The organism is Cyclobacterium xiamenense, assembly GCF_042140265.1.
GTDB classification, from domain to species: domain Bacteria; phylum Bacteroidota; class Bacteroidia; order Cytophagales; family Cyclobacteriaceae; genus Cyclobacterium; species Cyclobacterium xiamenense_A.
This window is the reverse complement of sequence record NZ_CP159481.1, coordinates 1,482,481-1,505,163: the sequence shown is the minus strand read 5'-3', so window position 1 is coordinate 1,505,163 and position 22,683 is coordinate 1,482,481. Positions and strand designations below refer to the sequence as shown.

Genomic DNA, 22,683 nt, shown 5'->3' with positions numbered 1-22,683 from the left:
AAATGGTTCTATACCTTCTTTGCCATCTTTTTATATACTTCTCGCTTCTTTTTCTTGATATCTCCCTTCTGGTAGTAATCGTAGCCATAACTCATTTTCGTTTTGGCGTCGTTCAGGACAATGAAAGGATTTTTCAACTTGCGCTCTCTTTTTTGCTCGTTAAGGAAAGAAATGGCGTGTGCCTCCGAAAAGTTATACCTCATAATGTAGGTAGTGATGTCCGAAAACCGAGAGAGCGAAAATGCATCGGACACCTGCCCGACCGGGGCAGAGTCAATAATGATTACGTCGTACGTCTCCTGAAGCTTATCGATAAAATACCCCACCTTCGGCAATAACATCAATTCCGACGGATCATCCGGCAGGGTCCCGCAGCCTATCAAATCCAATCCAGCCGGTAAACGCTCATTTTTAACTACCAAATCGGCAATCGTTAGCGAATCATTCAACAAATAGTCAGAAATTCCACGTTTCGTCTCCATCCCAAGGTATTCCAGGAGCAGCGGTTTTCTCAGATCAAATTCGAGAACGACCACTTTTTTATCCGCCAGGCTCATACTCACTCCCAGGTTTAGCGAAAAGAATGTCTTACCCTCTCCACTGGTGGAAGAGGTAACAAGAATGATCTTTTTATCCTTATTGGGCAGAGCAAATTGTAGATTGGTCCGTATCAGTCGGAATTGTTCTGCTACGGGAGTACGTACTCCTTTGGAAATGGCAATCGGCACTTTTTCATCGTGGTGCGATATTTCACCCAGAATGGAAATATTCGTCCTTGAGGTAACGTCTCGTTTCACTTTTATCTTGGTATTCAATTGATAGTAAACGAAAACAAGACCAAGCGAACCACCCAAGCCCGCAAAGAACGCAAAACCTATAACCAAAAGTTTGTTAGGCTTGCTCGGTTTACTTCCCGCCATCGCCGGATCGATGATTCTGGAATTACTCACCGTAGTGGCTGCAAGCGACATGGAGGCCTCCTCGCGCTTCTTCACCAAATATTGGTAATGGTCCTGCTTAATGGCTTGTTGGCGATTTATTTCCAATAACTTTCGCTCAATTTCGGGCACCTTCCCGCTTTGGATTTCTACCTCGGTCGTGCGAGCCAAGAGATTATTTCTCGCAATTTCCACACTGGACTTAATACTTTTGATATTTTCCAATATGTTTTGCCTGGCAGAACGCAACTGCTGGTTTTTTTCCAAAATAAGGGGATTTCCAGGTTGCGTGGTACGAACCATACGCTCCCTATCACGTTGCAATTCATTAAACTGATCAATACTGGCCGACAAACTAGGGTCAGGAATGTTGAGTGACCCGGGAATAATCTGAAAATCATCCTCCTGAACGCTCAAATATTCTTCTATCGAATTCAAGACATCCAACTGAATCGAATATTCTGCCAATTGTTCTTTGCCCTGATTAAACCTTTCCGCATACTGCAGGGCGTCAGAACTCAATTCGGTAATTTTATTCTCCGTCTTGTACTCTTCTACCATCGCTTCAATCTCCCGTAAGTCATTGGTGACCGAATCCAACTGCTTATTGATAAAATCAATGGTGTTTTTCGCAGTTTGGTTTTTGTTTAACATCGCCTCCCTATTGTAGGCTTCAATCAACTTATTTAAAACCAACATGCCTTTTTGGGGAACCGGGTCGGTGAAACCAAGTCGGACCACACTAGCGAACTTATTCACAATCAGCACGTCCAATTTATTGCTGTACCTCCCGGCAAGCGAATAAGGATTGTTAAAATTAATGATAACGGTACTGGGATACTCCTCTAATTCCCGCAACAATTCGATGTTAAACTCTCCAAAAGGAAAAGCCAATTCCTCCCCAAACTGATGAGTACTGACGTTTTCCTCTTCGTCCTCCAGTAGAAAGCTTTCGGGCCCCTGCACGTGAACCTTGAATTCGGTCAACAAATCTTCGTCAAAAAACGCAGCAGAATCGTACCGGTCCAAGACTACTTTAATCGGCACCTGTGGCCCAAAAATTTCCTTGTTGCGAAACAAATTATCTTTCACAAAGTACGAAACATTTAAATCGAGCTCCTGAATGGCCTGCTTCATCAAACTCACCGACTGCAATACTTCGGATTCGTTTTCCACCAATTTTACTGACTGATAAGTCTCCAATTCGGAATAAACAGCATTTTGAGAAAAATCCGAGCTTTTATTGCTGTTGATCAGAATAGTTGCTTCTATTGGGTATTCAGGTGTAGAGATTTGTAAGTACAGGAATGCCAATCCCAAGCATCCAACAAGCCCGGCCACATACAAATACCAGAACTTGAGGTATTTCATGACCAAATACTTGTAATCCGTATTTTCTACCTCTTTGGGTTGAAAATCATCCATTAACATATCCGACATTTTCATAATTCCGTAATCTTATTCGAAGTAGAAACGTAGGTTAAACAACACGGCAATCCCAAGTGAGGCCAATATACCGAAAACGGTGAGCGCTCGCTGGTTCGTACTTGCCTGAACCGCTTTCATCTTGTCCGGTTCAACGTATACGACATCATTTTGGTGCAACATAAAGTACGGAGAATCCAGTATTTCCCGGTTATTTAAGTTTAATCTAACGGCTTTGCGCACCCCGCCTTCATCCCTGATTAGCAACACGTTCTCTCTTTTTCCAAATTCTGTCATGTCACCCGCCAAACCCAATGCTTCGAGTATGGTAATCCGGTCTGTCTCCAACGTAAAAGTATTCGGTTTGGAGACTTCTCCGATGACAGTGATCTTAAAGTTCAGGTATTGTACGTTGACAATAGGGTCTTTTACGTATTCCTCCAATCGCTGTGCCATTTTCTCCGTCGCTTCTTCCTTGGTCAAGCCTTCCAGCACCACCATTCCCAATACCGGAAAATTCACCTGCCCGTCCTTGTCAACCAGGTAGCCCTCGTTGATGGGAACCGCCGCATTCATCATTCGCCCGTCTTCGGACGAAGACATGACACCTGCATTAAACAAAAGGTTTGACTCAGGGTTCAAACTGCTCACAGTGATCTTTAACAAATCCCCTTTCTGAATGGTGGGTTCCGGAAATTCTGTGATCTGCGTTGAAAAATCAGACCCGGGTTCAATATCGCTGAAATAAACCAGATTCCTCTTGGCACAACCAAAAACACCGGTTAACAGGAAAATAAAAACCAAGCTGTTTACTAATGTACTTTTTCTCATAAAATCTTAAGACTGTTACGTCAGTTTTACTCACCGAACTCGTTCGCTCCGGTGAAAAAGTGAAACAATAATCTGCAAAAACATGCAATCAATAAATACGTCGCAAATTACTTAATTATCAGAACAATAAGAACTGTGCCAGAATATTTTCATTCGCTTTGCCACTATTTACCGGCGTATGACACCCATTTGCCGCTTTTCTTGCATTCAAATCCGGAACAAACCATCAAATGCAACGAAGGCAAGCCCTCTGAGCCCTCTTGTGCTCGGGTGAAACCACCGTCTATCTACCCGGGCTTGCGAAGAAATAAACGGCTAACGTCTTTTGTATTTTTGGATTACCATGTACAAGGCTGATCTGGAAAGCTGTTATCAAACCTAAAAATCTGTGCCTTACCTTCAATCGCTGTTTATTGGCCAACCTTAGTAGGCCTTCTCGTTTTTTGTCAAAAGCGAAACAACGGTTTCGATCACGATTTTAATATCAAACAACAAGCACCACTTCCGCACGTAAAAAAAGTCCAATCGAAACCGGGAATGAAGCTCCTGGAAGTTGATGATCTCTCCTCTATATCCTTTGCACTGGGCCAAACCAGTGATACCCGGTTTCACGCCGTGCCGCTGCATAAAGCCATCGATCTCTTTCGAAAACTCAAGGTTCATGGGTACTGCATGAGGTCTTGGACCCACGATCGACATGTCTCCCAGGAGTACGTTGATAATTTGCGGGAGTTCATCCAGACTGGATTTTCGGAGAAATTTCCCTACTCGGGTAATGCGCGTGTCGTTTTGAGTCGCTTGACGGGTATCCGCTTCGTTGTTCTTAATCATGGTTCGGAATTTGTAGCAATAAAAAACCGTGTTGCCTCTTCCGTGCCGCAATTGCTTGAACAAAACCGGCCCCTTGGAATCCAATTTGATCAATATGCCAATCAACGGAAATAACCATGACAATACAAACACCGTGGTGAAAACTGCCAGCACTACATCAAAGATGCGCTTCATCAAGCGTTTTTGGTAGCTGTCGTTTTTTCCAAAAAGTACCCTTACTTTTGCCTCCTGCTGCCTTTTTACAAAATTTCCCTTCTTTAGGGATTGGCCAAATTTTCTTTCTACTAAAACATTTTCCATCGCTAACAATCGTTACGTTCTTCCTTATTCCTTACTACCTGTTTAAAAAACATTTTTATATATCTGAAATACATTTTTACAAATATATAGCGACTTTATATTCTATGCAAGCTTTTGGGAAATAAATTTGAATTAAAATCCGTTTTTTTGTATTCAAAATTCATTTTTATAGTTTTAAAAATTAGTTGGTGCCAATACTCCCGGCGAGAAACGAAAAAAAAGCGGAAGAATTACGTGAAACCTAAAAAAAACTCCGGTCCTTTTCCATGGTTGATCCAGGTTGGCTCAAAAAAACATCAATACGCCTTGGTATTTTTGAATAAAACAGCTGAAACCGTCCAGAATAAGATTTTCAGATCCAGAAACAGGCACCAGTTTTTGATATAAAAATGATCCAGACGCACCCTGCCATGAATATCGAAAAAATCGAGCACCTCTCCTCGGTACCCCCTGACCTGGGCCAACCCGGTAATCCCCGGCTTGACAGCATGACGAAACATGTAATTACTAATTTCTTTTGAAAAAAGATAATTCATCGGTACTGCATGTGGCCTTGGACCAATGATTGACATATCTCCTAATAAGACATTGATAAATTGTGGCGTTTCGTCCAGGCTTGTTTTTCTAAGAAATCGTCCCAATCGGGTTACTCGTTGGTCATCTTTTGAAGCCTGCCGGGTATCTGCTTCTGGGTTCCGTTTCATCGTTCGAAACTTATAGCACCAAAAACCCTTATTCCCTTTCCCATGCCGTAGCTGTCGGAAAAGAATAGGACCGGGAGAATCCAATTTTATCAATAGTCCCAGTAGGGGAAACAGCCAGGAAAAGACCAGCGTCAAAAAAAGAAATGACAAGGACAAATCCACACATCGATTCACCAAAAGTTTTCGGGGATCTGTGAGGTACACCGCTCCATCCGGCCCGACGTATCCGGTAAGCTTTTTCGAAAAATATTCCGAGCGGTGATGCTTGTGCAAAAACTTTTCCATTGTCGAACGTAATGAGGCGTGCTTAAAAAAAAACTATACCTCGTTTTAATGTATTTGAAATACATTTTAACAAATATATTCAGCTATTTCGAGATTAGCAAATAATCACAACGCATTTGTAATGCCGTAAAAACCAGTTGAATTCAAAAAAAAATGATGAAAAGCATCCCTTTTTTACCTATTTGCCCTAAAAATCATGGCATTACTACGATTTTTCAAAAAATAATAGCTAATTTATTTCTCAGTTTTCTGCCGTAGTATTGAATTCTTTTACCGTTTGAATGAAAAGCTTTACTTTTTCGGGAGAGGTGTCCGGATAGACACCATGTCCAAGATTGGCAATGTGTCTGCTACCTGCAAATCGGACCAGCATCGCCCTTGTTTGCGCAACAAGCGCCTCGTCTGGCGCGTACAGGGCAGCAGGATCTAGGTTTCCCTGCAGTGCCTTCCTCCCGTTCATCTTCCGCTTTATTTCATCAATATTCATGTTCCAGTCCAAACCCACTGTATCGCAGGCCATCCCCGCGAAATCATCCATGGCAAAATACGCCCCTTTGGCAAATACAGTCACGGGAACCTCCGTGATTGCCTCACAGATCTTCTGCAAGTAAGGCAGGGAAAATTCCCGGTAGTGATCGGGGGATAGGATACCTGCCCAACTGTCAAATACCTGGACCAGGTTTACGCCAGCTGCTACCTGCCCTTTCAGGTAGCTAATAGTAGTTTTGGTAATCAGATCGAGCAGTTTGTGGGCCAACACCGGGTTTTGGTACAACATGGCCCTTGCCCTGGAGAAGGTCTTGGAACCGGATCCCTCCACCATGTAGGCAAAAATCGTCCAGGGAGCTCCGGCAAACCCGATCAAGGGAACCCGACCATTCAGTCCTTTTTTTGTTAGCCGAATGGCTTCCAACACGTAGTGAAGGTCGGTATTGGGATCTGCTACCCGCAAGTTTTTTAAATCAGCGGCACTGCCGATGGTTTTCGGAAACCAGGGACCTCGCTTTTCCACCATCTCGTAGGGAAGGCCCATCGCTTCCGGTACGACCAAAATGTCTGAAAAAATAATCGCCGCATCTACCCCAAGAAGGTCCACCGGCTGTATGGTGACCTCCGCAGCCAGAGCTGGCGTCTGTGCCAATTCAATAAATCCACTCACGCTGGCTCTCACGGCCCTGTATTCGGGCAGTATTCGCCCTGCCTGCCGCATTAACCATACCGGCGTTCTTTCTACCGCTTCTCCTTTAATGACACGTAAAAGTAAGTCGTTCTTTAGTTGCATGGCGCAAATATAAATCAACTTGCGGCAAAAAGCGAAAAACGGGCCTATATAGAAAAAGCTTCCCGAAAATCCGGAAAGCTTTGTTGATTCATTTTCTTGAATGACGCGATTTACTTATTTCAGTGTAATCGGTACAATATCCGATTCGTCTTTACCTATTAACGACATCACCGCATCGTAATCGCTAACATCAATCCTTGCGGCCTCTTCCTGTACAAAGAACCCGGGAAGCAATACGACACGAATGCGTTGGTTATCCGTCCAGTCGGCTTCCAACTCGGCCAGATCAAAATTTGCCTGCATGAAGACATTGAAAAAAGAAGAGGTATATTGGTAATTGTACGTCAATGTCGCACCTTCTCCAAAGAAAACCGTCTGCGGTAATAACCGCCACAACGACTCTCCTTCCACCTGCGCCCATTCCAGATAAATAAGTAAATTATCGCCTTGACCAATTTCCAGTTGGGAACCGATCGCATATTCGTTCTCTGCCGAAAATGTTACCTGCCCTTCAAAGACTAGATTTAGCACTTCAATCCCGTCTTCCCCATCCTCACCATCTACTCCGTCTCTTCCATCCAGACCGGGAGGGCCTTGAGGCCCTTCCGGACCCTCGCATGCAGGCAATGAGATGATTGCTGCAAGTACTACCAAGTATAAAATCTTTTTCATAAATTTTTGTTTTTCTCAAATAATGAATTTAATGCGTTATTTGAAAGATAGCCGGATATTTTGGCATATCCAATACCGACCGAAAAAAAAGACAGCCTGCAGCAAGTGCAAGCTGTCTTCTGCTACCATCCCGCCGGAGGTGCCTCAATCTTACAAACGAAAACGGGTAATATCCTCTTCTGCTATCCCAAGCAATTTCAATACTGCCTGGTGATCTGAAAAATCCAATCGTAGATCAATCCGGTCCGCAGGAACGATCAGTACTCTGAAAACCTGCTCGTTTCTGAACGCTGGCTCCAGTGTGTTGAGATCAAAATCGCCGGTTAAAAAAATCGAATAATCGTAGAAAGTGAAATCGTAATCATAGGTAAAGATTCCATTTTCGTGAAAGACGATCTGTGGTATCAATCGCCAAATATCATTCCCTTCCTGATCCACGCCGCCCAGGCGGTAGATCAAGACCTTGTCTGACTCCAGAATATCGAAGCCATATTCTCCACGTAGGCCAAAATTACCCGATTGTGTAAAATCACCCACAATTTCAAAAACTTCCCCCACGATATTCACACCGTCAAGCCCGTCTTGTCCCGGAGGGCCTTCCGGGCCAATAGGCCCTTCACAACTCCACAAAACCCAGGCGGTGGTAAGTAGGAAAAGCTTACTTACGAGTACTGATTGCTTGCTTTTTTTCATACGTTTATCTGCTAATTGGTTAATTACTCGACTTATTTCCAAAATCGTACCAGTGTTAGTCATTTCCCTGAGTATTCCTTTGTTTTATTTCAAGCCGCCGGGCAAACGAGGCCGAAATATTCCACCTAAAGAAACGGCTACTGTGCAAAATCGATAGTGGGTTAAATGGCCATATCGTCTCATTCCTCCCGTACCGGAGCCCAAACCTCCACATGATTCCTTCCCATAATCTTGTCTATAAACAGCCCCTGCAGCACAACTCCCCTGGCGAGGGCAAATTCCTGTATCCGTTGCTTTGTTTGTTGCGGACCCGGCATCACCCATTGATGCATCTGCATGCTCGCCCTCACCGCCTCCCTACAGGCAAACGAGCGACGAATCCAACCTTCAGGCAACGATTGCGGCCTGTCTCCCCGCTCCAACCCTACGAATACATGCAGCGTATCCCGTTTTCCCGAAGGCTCCTCAAAATAAATTGTGTAAAGAGGGTCTTCCCCCCGATTTGCTTCCACGTCCTGAAAATACTGCCGAAGGCGCTCGTCCTGGGGAGTCCCCCTGAATTCCAATCCGACCAGATCTACCGTATGACATGCAACCAGATCTACCCTGGTTTCTGTGCCTCCCCCCAGATACAGGTACACCGAAGCCGCCAGCAGCAGTAGCACCACGATCACACCGGTAATTCGGATGGTCCTCTTCTTCATTTTCCAAATACGTACCTGGCCCCTATGGCTCCCTGAACCTTCAAATGACCAAATCGGTCCAACAATTCCATGAACAAACCAAGTTCGGCAAATACTCCAAGGGGCAGTTCTTCAAAATAATAGGCCGAGCCGATAAATCCCTCCGGGCCGAAGTCGGCATTCCCGCGGGATTCAGTCCTGGCAGACACTCCCTCTCCAGCAGCAGGGGTGCGGTAAAAATAGGTAATCGTAGTACTTCTGACCTGTACTCCCGCGCCGGCGTAACCGATCAAATTTCCTTCGGTTATTTCAAAATCAGCATTCAGCGACTGTTCGTAAGCCATTCGCAGCTGTGCAGAGAAAGCTCCTGCCACCTGCTGCCCCTCGTAAATTGCGGAACTCAACGGAGGATTGTTTTCAAAAGACCTTCGGTAATAGTTTCCACTATTTGGACTCCCGCGCCCAATGATGGCCTCCAGGATATACGTATCGAATAAAGCGGTTTTAAACGTGACCCCATACGGTTCCCCCAAGCGTAGTCCCAGTTCATATTCCTGGGAAAAGGCCGAAAACCCGCTGAAGGTAACTAGAAAGAATACCAAATATTTCATGTACTGAATGTTAGAGGAAGCCTCGTATGTATCGCTTTTCAAACGGCGTAATCCCACAGGTTGTTGCGGAAAATCGCCAACCACATTGCCTTTTGAACCAATCAGCTAACCGCCATGGACTTTAGTTGCATTTGATGCAATTGGGAATAATATCCACCTCGTTTTAACAAGGCCTCGTGGGTTCCTTCTTCGACGATTTCCCCTTTGTGGAGCACGATGATTTTGCTGGCCTTTTGGATCGTCGAAAGCCGGTGGGCGATAATAATCGATGTTCTTCCTTCCATCATTTTTTCGATTGCTTGCTGGATGAGTTCCTCCGTTTCCGTATCTACCGATGAGGTTGCTTCGTCCAGAATAATAATTTCCGGGTCATATACCATGGCCCTTACAAATGAAATTAACTGTCTTTGCCCGACAGAAAGCGTACCGCCTCGCTCCTTGACATCGTAATCCAACCCACCGGGAAGCCGTTCGATAAACTTTCGGGCCCCCACCAATTCGGCGGCATGCATCACCTGTTCCCGGCTGATCTCCGGATTTCCAAGCGTAATGTTCTGAAGAATGGTGTCCGAGAAGAGAAATACATCCTGTAATACCACCCCTACATGCTTTCGCAGTGTGGATAATTCGTACGAGGAAACGGGTTGGCCATCAATCTTGATCTGTCCCTTGTTTATGTCATAAAACCGACTGATTAGATTGATAATGGACGATTTGCCCGCACCTGTCGCGCCCACAAGTGCCACCGTCTCCCCATGCGAGACCTTCAGGTTAATGTCCTTCAAAACCCAGTCCTCCTGATCGTAGGCAAACCAGACCTTCTCGAAAGAAATATTCCCTTTGATTTTTTCGGGAGCTTGATCCCCTTCGTTTGGGATCTGATCGTTGTTTTCAAGAATCGTAAAAATTCTGGAGGAACTCACGACTCCCATTTGTAAGGTATTGAACCGATCGGCGATCATACGGATCGGACGAAAAAAGAGTTGAAGGTACATGATGAAAGAGATCAATACTCCCACTTTTATCTGAAGATCAAAGACACCGGTAGCCCCGTACCAAACCACCAGTCCAATCCCGATGGCCTGAATAATTTCAGCAACGGGATAGTACACGGAATAGTACAATACCGACTTCAGGTGCGCCCGGCGATGCTCTCGGTTGATCGCTTTGAACTTTTCGTACTCCCGTTCCTCCCGGTTAAAAACCTGAATGATGTTCATCCCCGTGATGTGCTCCTGTAAAAAGGAATTTAAGTTTGACACAGCATTTCGAACATCGTTGAATGAGACTTTGACTTTTTCCTTAAACACATAGGTAGAAATGACTAGCAGCGGTAGCGTACAAAGACTCACCAACGTCAGTTTCCAATCCACGTAAAACATCACCGCCAAAATAGAGACCAGCTGCAGCAGGTCACCAATTATCTCGGCAAGTCCCTGGCTAAACACATCCGAAAGCGTTTCCACATCGGAAATATTACGTGTCACCAGCCGACCGATGGGGGTTTTGTCAAAGTATTTTAACCGCATCTTCAGTAAGTGGCGGTACAGCTTGATTCGGATGTCACGAATGATCACCTGACCCAACCAACCCGAGAGGTAGGTATGCCCGAATTGTACCAGAGCATGCAGCACCAACAACCCAAGCAAGGCATACATGATTCGCAGCAGCCCTTCTGGATCACCCAGTGCAACGTAGTCGTCCACTGCGATCTGTATCAGCAGTGGCCTGCTAGGAGCCAATACAGCCAATAACAGGGTGAGCAACACCAAAAAGTAAAAACGCCGCTTGTACGGGGTGACAAATTGATACAGTTTTTTCAACACCTTGGTGTCGATGATATCCCCGCTTTTTACATTTTCTTTTTCCAGTCCCAATTGGTCAGTTATTTACTTAAAAATTTCTTCAGGATACCGTACTCCGGTCAAATACAGGCCCTGCGCAGGTGCTGCACTACCCGCCTGTTTGCGGTCCTTGTTTTTAATGATTTCAATAAAGTCACCTATATCGAGTTGTTTCCGCCCGATTTGAATCAAGGTTCCTACGATCGCCCGTACCATCCCACGCAAAAATCGGTTGGCTTCTATATGAAATACCAAACCATGGGACGTTTGTTCCCATCCCGCACATTTTATTTCACAATCGAAACTTTTAACATCCGTCTTTGTTTTGCTAAAACACTGGAAATCGGTGTACTGCGGTAAAACCTTCGCCGCCGCTTCCATGGCTTTCGTATCCAACGCGTAATGACAGTGCCAGGCTTTTCCAAGAAGAAATGGGTCTTTACGAAAGGTGATGTGGTATTCATACTTTCTCCAGCTCGCATCAAAACGGGCATGGGCTGCCGGGTGCACCGGCATCAAATCGTAAACGGCAATATCTCCGGGCAACATGCCATTTATCCGCTTTAAAAATTCAACCTTTGAAATCTGCTCCTGTACATCGAAATGGGCAAATTGTTGGCGGGCATGCACTCCGGTATCCGTTCTGCCACTTCCCATGATGGAAACAGGGATCCGAAACAAGACCGACAGTACTTCCTGAATCTTTTGCTGTACGGAAGGAGCGTTTTTCTGCATCTGCCAGCCATGATAGGCAGCACCATCGTAGGCAATCTCAATAAAGTACCGGTAACCTTTGCTCATTTCAAGTGCAAAGATAAAAATATACCCCTATTTCAAAGCGGAATCAGTGTATTCCTTGCGAAAATTCAAATAACCCATTTTCTTTGTCAAAAGACTTTGACATGATCCAACGAATCCAATCGCTTTTCCTTTTTCTGGTTGCCGCTTCCATGATTACCGTAACCTTTACTCCCATTTGGCTGCAGGTCGGTCCCGAGCAAAATCAGCGAATGGAAATGTCTGCCTGGAAGACACGCATCCTCGAACTGCCCCAGGAAACCTTCGTTTCTGAAAGCAATAACCTGTACATTGGAATCCTGGCCTTATTGGCCGCCGGACTGGCTATCTACAGTCTGCTACAATTCAAAAACCGGAAAAGACAGTTGATGCTGAACATGATCAATGCCTTGCTGATGGGCTTTACGCTGGGACTCACGGTCTACGTCAGTTACAAATTGAACGAGACATTTAATCCTGCTGCCGGAGGCGCATTCGTTTTGGGATTTTATTGCATCATTTTTGCGCTGATCCTAAATCTGGTTGCCAACCGATTTATAAGAAAAGACGAAATGCTGGTCCGTTCCGTGGATCGGATTCGGTAGGGCGCCTCGCAACCTACGGCAGGGATATGTCCAGTGAAGCACCGAAAACACGCACTCCAATGAAAACAGAGACCCTTGCCATCCATGCGGGCAATACCGTCACCGACACGCTAAAGCCGGTCATACAACCCATCACACTTTCCACCACGTTCGAACACCAGGACGACAGCATGTTGTATGGCCGGCTGGACAATCCGAACAGAAAATCACTGGAAAACGTGATGGCTGCCCTGGAAAAAGGAAGGGATGCGGCCGCCTTTTCCTCTGGGAATGCGGCCGCCAATGCCGTATTTCAGGCCCTTCCCGCTGGAGCCCATGTAATCGCCCCCGATGACATGTACCACGGCTTACGAGCATTATTGGAAACCGCTTTTGCAGATAGAATCCGTGTAGATTTCGTGGACATGACCCAGCCCGAAAAGGTTCTGGATGCTATCAATCCCGCCACGCGGCTGTTGTGGATCGAAAGTCCTTCCAATCCGCTACTAAAAATATCAGCCATCAACACCCTGTGCGACCTGGCCCACGAAAACAACGTGCCGGTGGTTTGCGACAATACGTTCGCCAGTCCGATTTTTCAGCAACCGCTTCTCGAGGGTGCGGATTTGGTGATGCATAGTAACACCAAATACATCGGTGGACACAGTGACATTATTGGCGGAATATTGATTACGGGAAAAAATAATGACTTTTGGAAGAAAATCCGATCCATTCAGCAACTCGCCGGAGCTGTGCCTTCCCCCTTCGATACGTACTTTCTCACACGCAGTATCAAAACGTTGCCGTACCGCATGAAGGGACATGCTACCAACGCCGGACAGGTGGCTCGGTTTTTGAACCAGCACCCGGCTGTAGCGCAGGTGTACTATCCAGGGCTTGAAACACATCCGGGCCATACCATCGCGCGGAGGCAAATGCAAGGCTACGGGGGCATGCTGTCGGTGGTGATTAAAGGAAATGCGCGGGATGCCGACCGATTCATTGAGAAATTGACTTATTTCTCGAATGCCACCAGCCTGGGAGGCGTGGAAAGTCTGATCGAAAGAAGATCTCGGGTGCAGGGCGTGACCACCGGTATCCCAGAGCAGCTGATCCGAATTTCGGTAGGGCTGGAAAACCCGGACGATTTACTGGAAGACCTGGATAAGGGCTTGCAGGCATTACGGTAGGGTCAAATCAATCTACCTTCATTAATTCTTTCATGCGTTTGGTCGGGTCTTTTTCTCTCGCGGAGTTTGTGGATGGCTCTGCAGCAGCGGTTTTCTTCAACTTGGAAACCGTCACTTCCACGTCGGCGCCGGCTTCGATACCAATTTTTTCCGAATAGACCGTTCCCTTCATTTTTGCTTCCGCCGTAAAACGAGCCAGGCCCTTGATGAATAAATCCCCCAGAACTTCACCCATGACACAGATTTCAGAAGCATGAATGTCTCCCTTCACGCTTCCAGATACTCCTACGATCACTTTTTTCTGGGTAACCACATTGCCACAAATATCCCCCTCAATCCGTATATCACTTGTGGCCTCTATATCTCCTTTGATCGACAATCCCGGAGCAAAAACTGATGTTGCGCTAGCCATTTCCATTTCTTCCTGAATTTTTCTTTCCTTGGTCCACATAAAGTAAACTGCTATTAATACCGCTTGATTCTATTTCTTTAACGAGGTTTTTGTGGGCAATACCCTTTCAGGCTTCTCAACAAATATAACAAATTGAGGGGCGAAAATCCTAACCCGGCACGGGAAATGAGACTGCTGGACCTTATCCGGCCCATCCTTCCCGATCCAGGCTGCGGTATTGAATGGCTTCCGCCAGGTGCTCCACCCGGATTTCTTCCGAACCGGCGAGGTCGGCGATGGTTCTGGAAACTTTCAGGATACGGTCGTACGCTCTGGCCGACAGGCCCAATCGTTCCATTGCTGTTTTCAACAGAACCTTTCCAGCCTGGTTGATTTTGCATAATTTCTTGACCGTATGGGAAGGCATCATCGCATTGCAATGGACTTCAGGGCTATCGCTAAATCTCGAAAGCTGCCGTTCCCTCGCCAGGGAAACGCGCGCTCGAATGGACTTGCTGGACTCTGACTTTCCCTCAGAGGTCATTTCTTCAAAATTCACCGGTGTCACCTCCACGTGCAGGTCGATCCTGTCCAGCAGGGGGCCACTGACCTTGTTCAGGTATTTTTGGACGACTCCCGGACCGCAGACACATTCCTTTTCCGGATGATTGTAATAGCCGCACGGACAGGGATTCATGCTGGCCACCAACATGAAGTTAGCGGGAAAATCTACCGATACTTTCGCCCGGGAGATGGTCACCTTCCGCTCCTCCAGGGGCTGCCGCAGAACTTCCAGTACGGTACGCTTGAACTCAGGCAGTTCGTCCAGAAATAAAACACCATTGTGCGAAAGGGATATTTCCCCCGGCTGAGGATTTCCTCCCCCGCCCACCAGCGCCACATCGCTTATGGTGTGGTGCGGCGAACGAAACGGCCGTTGGGCCACCAAGGCGGCTTCCACGCCAAGTTTGCCGGCAACGGAATGAATTTTGGTGGTTTCCAGTGCTTCCTGCAAACTTAGCGGTGGCAGAATGGAAGGAAGCCTTTTTGCCAACATGGTCTTTCCGGCACCGGGAGGACCGATCATGATGACATTGTGCCCCCCGGCTGCCGCAATCTCCATGGCCCGTTTGATATTCTCCTGTCCCTGTACATCCGCAAAATCAAAGGCATAATCCTCCAAAGAATTAAAAAACACATTGCGCGTGTCAGTCACAAGTGGGGCTATTTCCTGTGTCCCCTCAAGAAAATGAATGGCTTCTTGCAGGGTTTCTACCCCTATGATGTCTAATTTGTTTACAATGGCCGCCTCATTGGCATTTTCTTTCGGAAGAATGAACCCTTTGAATCCACGCTTTCTGGCCTCAATAGCGATGGGTAACACTCCTTTTATACTTCGGAGTCTCCCGTCAAGCGATAGTTCGCCCATGATCAGGTAATCTTCCAGTCCCGGGAAAAAAACCTGCTCGGAGGCCTGCAATATCCCCATGGCTATGGGCAAATCGTAGGACGATCCTTCCTTCCGCAAATCGGCTGGCGCCAGGTTGATGACTACTTTTTGCCGGGGCATTCGGTATCCATGGTATTTTAATGCCGATTCTACGCGCTGCTGGCTTTCTTTTACTGCGCTATCGGGAAGCCCCACCATGTAAAAATTGGTTCCCTGACCGACATTTACTTCGATCGTGATGAGTTTTGCGTCTACACCGGAGACTGCGCTACCAAAAGTTTTAGCTACCATACCTAACCTGTGAAATAAAAAAGCGGAACGGTGTACCTTTGCTGTACGTTCTGCTATTTAAAGTTTTCTCTGGGCTTGATGGAGGAGCCCTCTTTGTCATCCGGCTGATCCTCGATTCGCTTGTCCATTTTTTCCATTTTCACCCCCCTTTCCAGGTCGAAAACCATGGCCTTCAATTCCTTTTTTTCCTGCTCCGTTTTTTTAATCTTACTTAGTAAATTACTAGTATAGCCCCAGCTGGTTCCCCAGGTTATCAAATAGGACACCAGTCCTGCAAGTAACCAGGAAACCACCTCTCCGGGCTCCGGCGTCCCTCCCCACATTCGCTGGTACGTGAGGAAATAAACCAGCCCCAGGCCAAAAAACAAAGCTGTCAATAGTTGAAAGATATTCGAAACTTTTTTCATAAGGGTTTATCTTAGGGAAAGCTACCACAATATACTAAACTGACTGCATTTGGGAAAGTTTCTTGTACAATCCGTTCATTTCAATTAATTCCTGATGGGTGCCGCGTTCGGCAATCCGGCCGCCATCGATGACCAGGATTTCATCGGCATGTTGGATGGTGCTTAGCCTGTGTGCAATGACCAGCGCGGTTCTGTTGGCCATAAGGTTGGCCAGTGCTTCCTGCACCAGACGCTCCGACACCGAGTCCAATGCTGAGGTGGCTTCATCCAGGATAAGAATGGCCGGATTTTTTAAAACAGCCCGTGCAATACTCAAACGCTGCCGTTGTCCCCCGGACAGCTTGGTGCCCCGCTCCCCGATATTGGTCTGGTACCCTTCCTCCAGGTTCAGGATAAATTCATGGGCGTTGGCGATCGCCGCCGCTTTTTCCACGGCTTCCTGAGAGGCACCCTCCATACCAAAAGCGATGTTTTGATAGACCGTATCGTTAAAAAGAATGGATTCCTGGGTGACAATTCCCATGAGCTTCCGCAGGTCCGCTATCTTAAGGGTCTTGATGTCCAGCCCATCAATGGTAATCAATCCTTCTGTCGGATCGTAAAAGCGGGGCAATAGATCCGCAAGGGTGGACTTGCCCCCTCCTGAAGGACCTACCAGTGCAATGGTCTTGCCTTTGTTCAGCTCGAAATCGATGCCTTTGAGTACCGGCGTTTCCTCGTATGCAAAGCCTACGTTATTGAAAACCACACGATCGGTAAATTTAGCCAAAGGATAGGGTTCAGAAATTTCCTGAATCAGGGGCTGGGCATCCACGACTTCAAAAATCCGGCGTGCAGAGGCCAACCCTCGTTGGATACTACTCACCGCCCTGGAAATTTCCTTCGCGGGATTCAACACCTGCGTAAACAAAATAATGTAAGCAATGAATTCACTGGCACTAAGGCTGGAAGTATTCGTTAAAACAAGGTTTCCTCCATACAGGAGAATCCCGGCAACAACGGTTACCCCAAGAAACTGGCTGATAGGCGAAGCCAATTCGTATTTCCTGGCCATCGATACATTCACCCGGGCATAGTAATCCGTCTCCTCGGCAAATTTGTCCTGTACAAATTTTCGCCCACCAAAGGCCTTCACCACCCGCATGCCCCCAATCGTCTCATCCAAAATGGTAACGATTCTTCCTAAAGATTCCTGACTTTGCTCTGCGGTCTTCTTTAACCGCTTGGTCACGTAGCCAATGATTGCACCCGATACGGGTATAAGCAATATGGTAAACAGCGTGAGCTGTACGGACATAAAAAACAACACCGCAAAATACAGAATTACCGTCACTGGTTCTTTAAATATCACCCGAAGAGACTGAACGATGCTGTTTTCTACTTCCTGTATATCGTTGGTCATCTTGGATATAAGGTCTCCCTTGCGTTCGGTAGAAAAATACCCCAAATGCATGTTGCTGACAGCATTGAAAATTCGGATTCGCATTCCCTGAATGATATCCGCACGCACCTTGGCTAGAACCACCCCGGAAAGGTAAGCAAACAGGTTGCTCAAGAACACCGATAGGACAATAATCACACATACGTACACCAGGGTACCGAACTTACCATAGGCCGTGGCAATCTCCAGAAAATAGTGATTGAACAGGTGCAGAAAATAGGATACCGTAAATGAAAAATCAGGCAACTCTTGGTAGGCTTCCAGCTCCTCTGGTCCGACTTGCTCAAAAATCACATCAAAAAGAGGCTTCAACAAGGTGAAATTCAGTAATCCGAAAACGATGGCCAACAAGGCAAACAACACGTATTGAGGAAAATACCTTCGGTAGGGCCGGGCATAGGCAAGTATACGCAAATACGTTTCCATAGGGCTTCTCTGATTAAGGGGCGTAATTTACAATTTTTTCGGGCGAATAACGGGCCTGTCTATCCCGGCCACTTAAAAGTGGGGGTCAAACCAGCCCGCGTTCAGCCGCAGGCCCGCCTGAAAGTAGGTGCTGGTTTCGGATGAACCAGCGTCACTGGAATCCCGGCGTAAGGTTTGAGAAAAATCGAGGAATACATCGTGATGAAGCATGTAAGACGCCCGGAGAGTCCCCATAAACGCCTGCGATTTTTCCCCCTGCCCAATGAAATTGCCAAACAGGGAGGTACTGTTCTCAACCCTGTTTTTTAAAATATCACCTCCAAAATTAGCCGTCGGGACCGGGTCCTTCCCATGTAATTGGTAGAGAAAAGTTCCACGCAGGGTGAACGTTGGCAGCACTTGAAAGCGGCCTAGAAAAAGAAATTCACGAAAATTGGCGCCTCGCGGATGGGTAAGGGGAATGCGGTAATTGGTGTAAGACTGGTAATCGAACTTCTCCTGAAAGGTGTAGGGACGAGCGTGGTTGTACTCCACCTGGACGTCCAGGTTTGGAACGCCCGCCAGCTCTACATGGTGTACACCAATTTGAAACCCGTGTTTGTTGCGGCTGGATCCCCTGCCGGAAATTCCAAAAAACTCATTGAACACAAACTCATCCAAAACAAATTGTCCATAGACCTGCACGCGCTTAAAGGGATGCCATTTGAAATCTGTGCCCAGCATGACCTTATCGGGTGTACCCAACTGATGCTCCACCCAGCGGTAAAAAACCAGCGGATTGAGGTAATTCCAGTCCATACGATTGGCCATCACCGATTCGTACACACCCAGATTGAATCGCTTTCCCAGATTTACACCCAAGCGGTGAAAAGAAAACCATTTTTGGGGATACCTTCCGTCGGTAGGTACACCGCGGTCTGTCAGAATATCTGCGGTGAGTTGTCCCCAGAGGTTGGTAAAATTAACCGGCCCGATTCGTGTATTGATTTTCACAAAAACAAAGGGATTGGAAAAATCAGACAGCACGAAGGAACGCATTCCTTGGCCTATAAAATGACTGTCGTGCCCGAATTGCATCTGAATATGCCGGGTAGCTTTGAAGGTGACGTGCCCACGGGCTGAAAAAAAACTGTAGCCGTTTTCACCGTATCGCTTCCAAAAACCCTGTCCCGGTATCGCACCGTGCTGTTGTACGTACCCGTTTATCCAGGAAGGAAAAACCAGATCCGTAGTCGCAAGCATCGTGTAAAAGCCGAGTTTTTTATCCATGCTACCCCTCAACGCAAGTCCTCGGGTATTGCGAAAACGCAGGTCCTCTCCGCCGGATTCAACCCCTGCCTGGAGATCCAGAACCGGATTGACATGCACGTCCCATGCCTCATCCTTGTACGCATAAAAATCGGCAGGATACCGATAAAACATTCGCCTGTTTTGCTGCGGTGTTGCTTTCAGCGTGTCGGTCGTGTATTCCCAACTATCACGCAGCAGGTAATTCAGGTTGAAAGCATCGGTCCTGGAAAGGTTAGGGTGATCGTCGCTGTATGCTTCCAAAAATTCCACGGCTTCCTTTCTACTATATGGCTTCACACCCGTATGGAATGCTTCGGTAAAGAAACCCTGCCGGATCTCCAAACGTTCGATGAGTTGGAAATACTCTCTGTCGTATACCAGCAGGGGACTTTGCGCTCGGGAAGCTATCGCCTGAAAAAGTAGAACAAGAACATGGAAAAAAAACAGTCTCATAGGAAAAATCATTTCGTTTGACCGCCTGGTTTCGGTGATCTGACCGACCCAACCCAAGGGCATGCAAACCGAACCGCCGTACATTCGGTGCGGATACGGCTTAAAATTAAGGAAGTATTTTATATTTGAAAGGGAATGTTTTGGAGAAAATTATAAAAAGAAGTAAATTTGTGCCTCTAATTGAAGACGAAGAAAATAATAGGCCATACAATGAAAAAAGAAATTCATCCCACTTACAGAGAAGTCGTATTTCTTGACACTTCCAGCGAGCATAAATTCATGACCAAATCCACCATAGAAACCAGCGATACCATTACCTGGGAAGATGGTAAGGATTATCCACTGGTAAAGGTGGAAGTGAGCTCTGCTTCGCATCCGTTCTATACCGGGAAGAAAATGTTGCTTGACACCGCCGGGCGTGTGGAGAAATTCAACAGAAGGTACAAGAAAAAGTAAATATTCTGGGAGATCCCCCGAGATAAAGTCTATCGGAAGTTGTATTCCGGTAGACTTTTTTATTTTTGTGTCATGGACCAACTCATGATGTTCGATGACCCCCGGAGCAGGGGCAACCTCTTGCCTTTCACTTTTACCCGTCCGGTGGCAGCGATTCGCATCGGTATCCTGACGATAGCAGAAAAGTGGGAACAGCATTTGCAAGCGACCCGGGTCGGTTACCTGACCCAGGAATACTTGCAAGCGAAGTTTTCGCCGCTCCAGGGACCTTCCCTGTATGTCAATGGGGCGCTTTGTCCGAACGAGGAACTGCTCGAAGCAGTAGCTGCACTGAAGGAAAATGAGTCCTTATGGCATCAGGAAACGCTCCTGGCAGCCGTTTTGGAAAATCCGGACCAATTTCAGTCCGACCACCTGCCGGGCAAAAGAAAGATAATCTTTGAGAAAGACATTCGTCTGCTAAACAGAACCTGGCAAATATTTCAATGGAACGGCAGCGAGATCAAACAGGATTTTGATTTGTTGACCCGTCGGCGGGTGTCATGGGGCACGGACGACCCCCATACCCAGCTGTACCGCGAACCCGATATTTTCATCGAAAAAGGAGCGAAAATCAGAGCTGCCGTACTAAATGCAACGAACGGTCCCATCTATATTGGGAAAAATGCGGAGATCATGGAAGGGTCCTTGGTGAGGGGCCCCTTTGCTCTTTGTGAGAACGCGACCCTAAGCATGGGTGCGAAAATCCGGGAAAACACCACGATTGGTCCAGGATGTAAGGTTGGCGGCGAAGTCTCCAATGTGGTATTTCTGGGGTATAGCAACAAGTCCCACGACGGATACATGGGCAACAGTGTGGTGGGAGAATGGTGTAACTTTGGTGCGAATACAGTGGTCTCGAATTTGAAGAACAATCACATGCCGGTGAAGGTCTGGGATTATACGAAAGGCGGATTCAGCGATACCGGTCTTCAATTTTGCGGATCCATGATCGCTGACCATGTAAAGCTTGGAATCGGGACCACCCTGAATACCGGAACCGTGATCGGCGTAGGGTCCAATTTGTTTGGGGAGGGGTTTCCAAGAAAATTTGTTTCTTCCTTTGCCTGGGGAGGTGCTTCAGGGTTCAGCACCTTCAAGCTGATGCGATTTGAGGAGACCGCACAAAAAGCCATGGCATTTAAAGGCAAAGAGTTTGATGAAAAGGAACGGACCATCTTGCAGCGGGTGTTCGAACTCACACGGCCGTACCGGATTTGGGACAAAGAATTTTAAACGAAAGGATCATGCTTTTTTCATCGATTCCAGGCCTTGAGGAAACCAAGGAAAAACTAATTACGGCCATTAACACGGACCACCTGGCGCATGCATTGCTTTTTCATGGCAAAGAAGGGAGCCCTACCCTCGCACTGGCACTGGCACTGGCTACGTATGTTAACTGTACCCATCCGGGAAAAACGGATTCTTGTGGAACCTGCCCCTCCTGCCAGAAAATGGAAAAATTGATTCATCCCGATCTCAATTTTGCCATGCCGCTTCCCACACCACCTAAAAAAAAGGAAGAAGACGAAAGCGAAAAAAAATCAGATCACCTGACCTCATGGCGATCCTTTGTCAGGGAAAAAACCTACGGGAATTTACCGGATTGGCATGCTCATTTGGGAATTACCAAGCCGCTCCTCATTTCAAAAAACGCGGCGAGACAAATTGTCAAAACCCTTTCGCTGAAGTCTTTTGAAGGCGGATACAAAACGATGTTGATCTGGGCTCCTGAAACCATGAACCTGTCCTCAGCAAACGCCCTCCTGAAAATTTTGGAAGAGCCTCCGGCCAAGACGTTGTTTTTAATGGTAAGCCAGCAGCCTGAAAGTCTATTGACTACCATCTTATCTCGAACGCAAAAAATCCACGTTAGGAATTTCACGGACGAGGAGATCCGAAACTACCTGGTGCAATCCGGCTTGTCCAGCACGGTTGCGGCCCAGCAGATCGCTCCATTGGCCGATGGAAACCTTCGGGAAGCCATTTTGCTTTCTCAAAACGTAGCCGATAAAAACACCCTTCTTTTCAGGGATTGGCTACGCGACTGCTACGCAGTGGACATTCCGGCACTACTTCGGTTTTCTGAGCAGATGAGTATTACCGGTAAAGAAGGGCAAAAATCCCTCCTGTTGACTGGGGTAAATGTCATCCGGGAATCCCTCTTAAACCGCGCTCAGGTACCAAACCTGATGCGTACGGATGAAGCAGACAGGGAATTTATTGTTAAGTTCTCCGGTTCGGTGCTTACGGATGAAAAACTTTCCAACTTATATACCCTCCTGAACGAGGCCTACTTCCACATAGAAAGGAACGCCAATGCAAAACTGCTTTTTTTGGATTTGGCGTTTTCACTGGCCAGAATTATAAAGACGAGTTGATGCAAAAT

Annotated in this window: 21 protein-coding genes; 5 read left to right on the top strand and 16 right to left on the bottom strand. The window is 46.8% G+C overall.

Annotated elements, in window-relative coordinates; genetic code table 11:
* Window positions 1-8: 8 nt before the first annotated feature.
* The 11 genes from ABWH99_RS06470 to truA all read right to left on the bottom strand — a co-directional run bounded on the left by ABWH99_RS06470 (window position 9) and on the right by truA (window position 11,900).
* Window positions 9-2,363: a GumC family protein gene (locus ABWH99_RS06470; protein WP_375585473.1), complete on the bottom strand. Its 2,355-nt coding sequence runs from the start codon at window positions 2,361-2,363 to the stop codon at window positions 9-11.
* Window positions 2,364-2,396: 33 nt separating this feature from the next.
* Complete coding sequence (locus tag ABWH99_RS06465) at window positions 2,397-3,194, bottom strand: polysaccharide biosynthesis/export family protein (RefSeq protein ID WP_375585472.1); 798 nt, start codon at window positions 3,192-3,194, stop codon at window positions 2,397-2,399.
* 423 nt (window positions 3,195-3,617) lie between these two features.
* The gene (locus tag ABWH99_RS06460) at window positions 3,618-4,325 is read right to left on the bottom strand and encodes a sugar transferase (protein ID WP_375585471.1); all 708 of its coding nucleotides are present in this window, start codon (window positions 4,323-4,325) and stop codon (window positions 3,618-3,620) included.
* A 296-nt stretch (window positions 4,326-4,621) separates the two neighbouring features.
* A complete protein-coding gene (locus ABWH99_RS06455) occupies window positions 4,622-5,314 on the bottom strand; it encodes a sugar transferase (RefSeq protein WP_375585470.1) in 693 nt (230 codons plus the stop codon).
* Between the two features lie 241 nt (window positions 5,315-5,555).
* Entirely contained in the window at window positions 5,556-6,596 is a 1,041-nt protein-coding gene (gene hemE, locus ABWH99_RS06450; protein ID WP_375585469.1) for a uroporphyrinogen decarboxylase, read from the bottom strand.
* Between the two features lie 114 nt (window positions 6,597-6,710).
* Window positions 6,711-7,268, bottom strand: a complete 558-nt coding sequence (locus ABWH99_RS06445) for a hypothetical protein (RefSeq protein ID WP_375585468.1) — start codon at window positions 7,266-7,268, stop codon at window positions 6,711-6,713.
* 150 nt (window positions 7,269-7,418) lie between these two features.
* Window positions 7,419-7,961, bottom strand: a complete 543-nt coding sequence (locus ABWH99_RS06440) for a hypothetical protein (protein WP_375585467.1) — start codon at window positions 7,959-7,961, stop codon at window positions 7,419-7,421.
* A gap of 179 nt (window positions 7,962-8,140) precedes the next feature.
* Window positions 8,141-8,665 carry a hypothetical protein gene (locus ABWH99_RS06435; RefSeq protein WP_375585466.1) on the bottom strand — a complete coding sequence of 175 codons (525 nt, stop codon included), beginning with the start codon at window positions 8,663-8,665 and terminating at the stop codon, window positions 8,141-8,143.
* Window positions 8,662-9,255, bottom strand: coding sequence for a hypothetical protein (locus ABWH99_RS06430; protein WP_375585465.1), 594 nt, complete (start codon window positions 9,253-9,255; stop codon window positions 8,662-8,664). The genes ABWH99_RS06435 and ABWH99_RS06430 overlap by 4 nt, the downstream gene beginning before the upstream one ends.
* Before the next feature lie 101 nt (window positions 9,256-9,356).
* Entirely contained in the window at window positions 9,357-11,132 is a 1,776-nt protein-coding gene (locus ABWH99_RS06425; protein ID WP_375585464.1) for an ABC transporter ATP-binding protein, read from the bottom strand.
* A 12-nt stretch (window positions 11,133-11,144) separates the two neighbouring features.
* Entirely contained in the window at window positions 11,145-11,900 is a 756-nt protein-coding gene (truA, locus tag ABWH99_RS06420; RefSeq protein WP_375585463.1) for a tRNA pseudouridine(38-40) synthase TruA, read from the bottom strand.
* A gap of 101 nt (window positions 11,901-12,001) precedes the next feature.
* Between truA and ABWH99_RS06415 the strand changes: the two genes are divergently transcribed.
* Window positions 12,002-12,481 carry a DUF4293 domain-containing protein gene (locus ABWH99_RS06415; RefSeq protein ID WP_375585462.1) on the top strand — a complete coding sequence of 160 codons (480 nt, stop codon included), beginning with the start codon at window positions 12,002-12,004 and terminating at the stop codon, window positions 12,479-12,481.
* Window positions 12,482-12,540: 59 nt separating this feature from the next.
* Window positions 12,541-13,650 carry a trans-sulfuration enzyme family protein gene (locus tag ABWH99_RS06410; protein ID WP_375585461.1) on the top strand — a complete coding sequence of 370 codons (1,110 nt, stop codon included), beginning with the start codon at window positions 12,541-12,543 and terminating at the stop codon, window positions 13,648-13,650.
* A 7-nt stretch (window positions 13,651-13,657) separates the two neighbouring features.
* Here the strand turns inward: ABWH99_RS06410 and ABWH99_RS06405 are convergent, their stop codons facing one another.
* The 5 genes from ABWH99_RS06405 to ABWH99_RS06385 form a co-directional block, all read right to left on the bottom strand.
* Complete coding sequence (locus ABWH99_RS06405; RefSeq protein WP_375585460.1) at window positions 13,658-14,101, bottom strand: polymer-forming cytoskeletal protein; 444 nt, start codon at window positions 14,099-14,101, stop codon at window positions 13,658-13,660.
* A 142-nt stretch (window positions 14,102-14,243) separates the two neighbouring features.
* On the bottom strand, window positions 14,244-15,782 hold the full coding sequence (locus ABWH99_RS06400) for a YifB family Mg chelatase-like AAA ATPase (protein WP_375585459.1): 1,539 nt from the start codon (window positions 15,780-15,782) through the stop codon (window positions 14,244-14,246).
* 53 nt (window positions 15,783-15,835) lie between these two features.
* Window positions 15,836-16,189 (bottom strand): hypothetical protein, encoded by a 354-nt coding sequence (locus ABWH99_RS06395; protein WP_375585458.1) that lies wholly within the window; start codon window positions 16,187-16,189, stop codon window positions 15,836-15,838.
* Window positions 16,190-16,223: 34 nt separating this feature from the next.
* A complete protein-coding gene (locus ABWH99_RS06390; RefSeq protein ID WP_375585457.1) occupies window positions 16,224-18,056 on the bottom strand; it encodes an ABC transporter ATP-binding protein in 1,833 nt (610 codons plus the stop codon).
* A gap of 72 nt (window positions 18,057-18,128) precedes the next feature.
* The gene (locus ABWH99_RS06385) at window positions 18,129-19,799 is read right to left on the bottom strand and encodes a hypothetical protein (protein WP_375585456.1); all 1,671 of its coding nucleotides are present in this window, start codon (window positions 19,797-19,799) and stop codon (window positions 18,129-18,131) included.
* Between the two features lie 210 nt (window positions 19,800-20,009).
* Between ABWH99_RS06385 and ABWH99_RS06380 the strand changes: the two genes are divergently transcribed.
* From ABWH99_RS06380 to ABWH99_RS06370, 3 genes are all read left to right on the top strand, one after another.
* Window positions 20,010-20,255 (top strand): type B 50S ribosomal protein L31, encoded by a 246-nt coding sequence (locus ABWH99_RS06380; protein WP_375585455.1) that lies wholly within the window; start codon window positions 20,010-20,012, stop codon window positions 20,253-20,255.
* Window positions 20,256-20,327: 72 nt separating this feature from the next.
* Entirely contained in the window at window positions 20,328-21,530 is a 1,203-nt protein-coding gene (locus ABWH99_RS06375) for a GlmU family protein (RefSeq protein WP_375585454.1), read from the top strand.
* 11 nt (window positions 21,531-21,541) lie between these two features.
* On the top strand, window positions 21,542-22,675 hold the full coding sequence (locus ABWH99_RS06370; protein WP_375585453.1) for an ATP-binding protein: 1,134 nt from the start codon (window positions 21,542-21,544) through the stop codon (window positions 22,673-22,675).
* The last annotated feature ends 8 nt before the right edge of the window (window positions 22,676-22,683 follow it).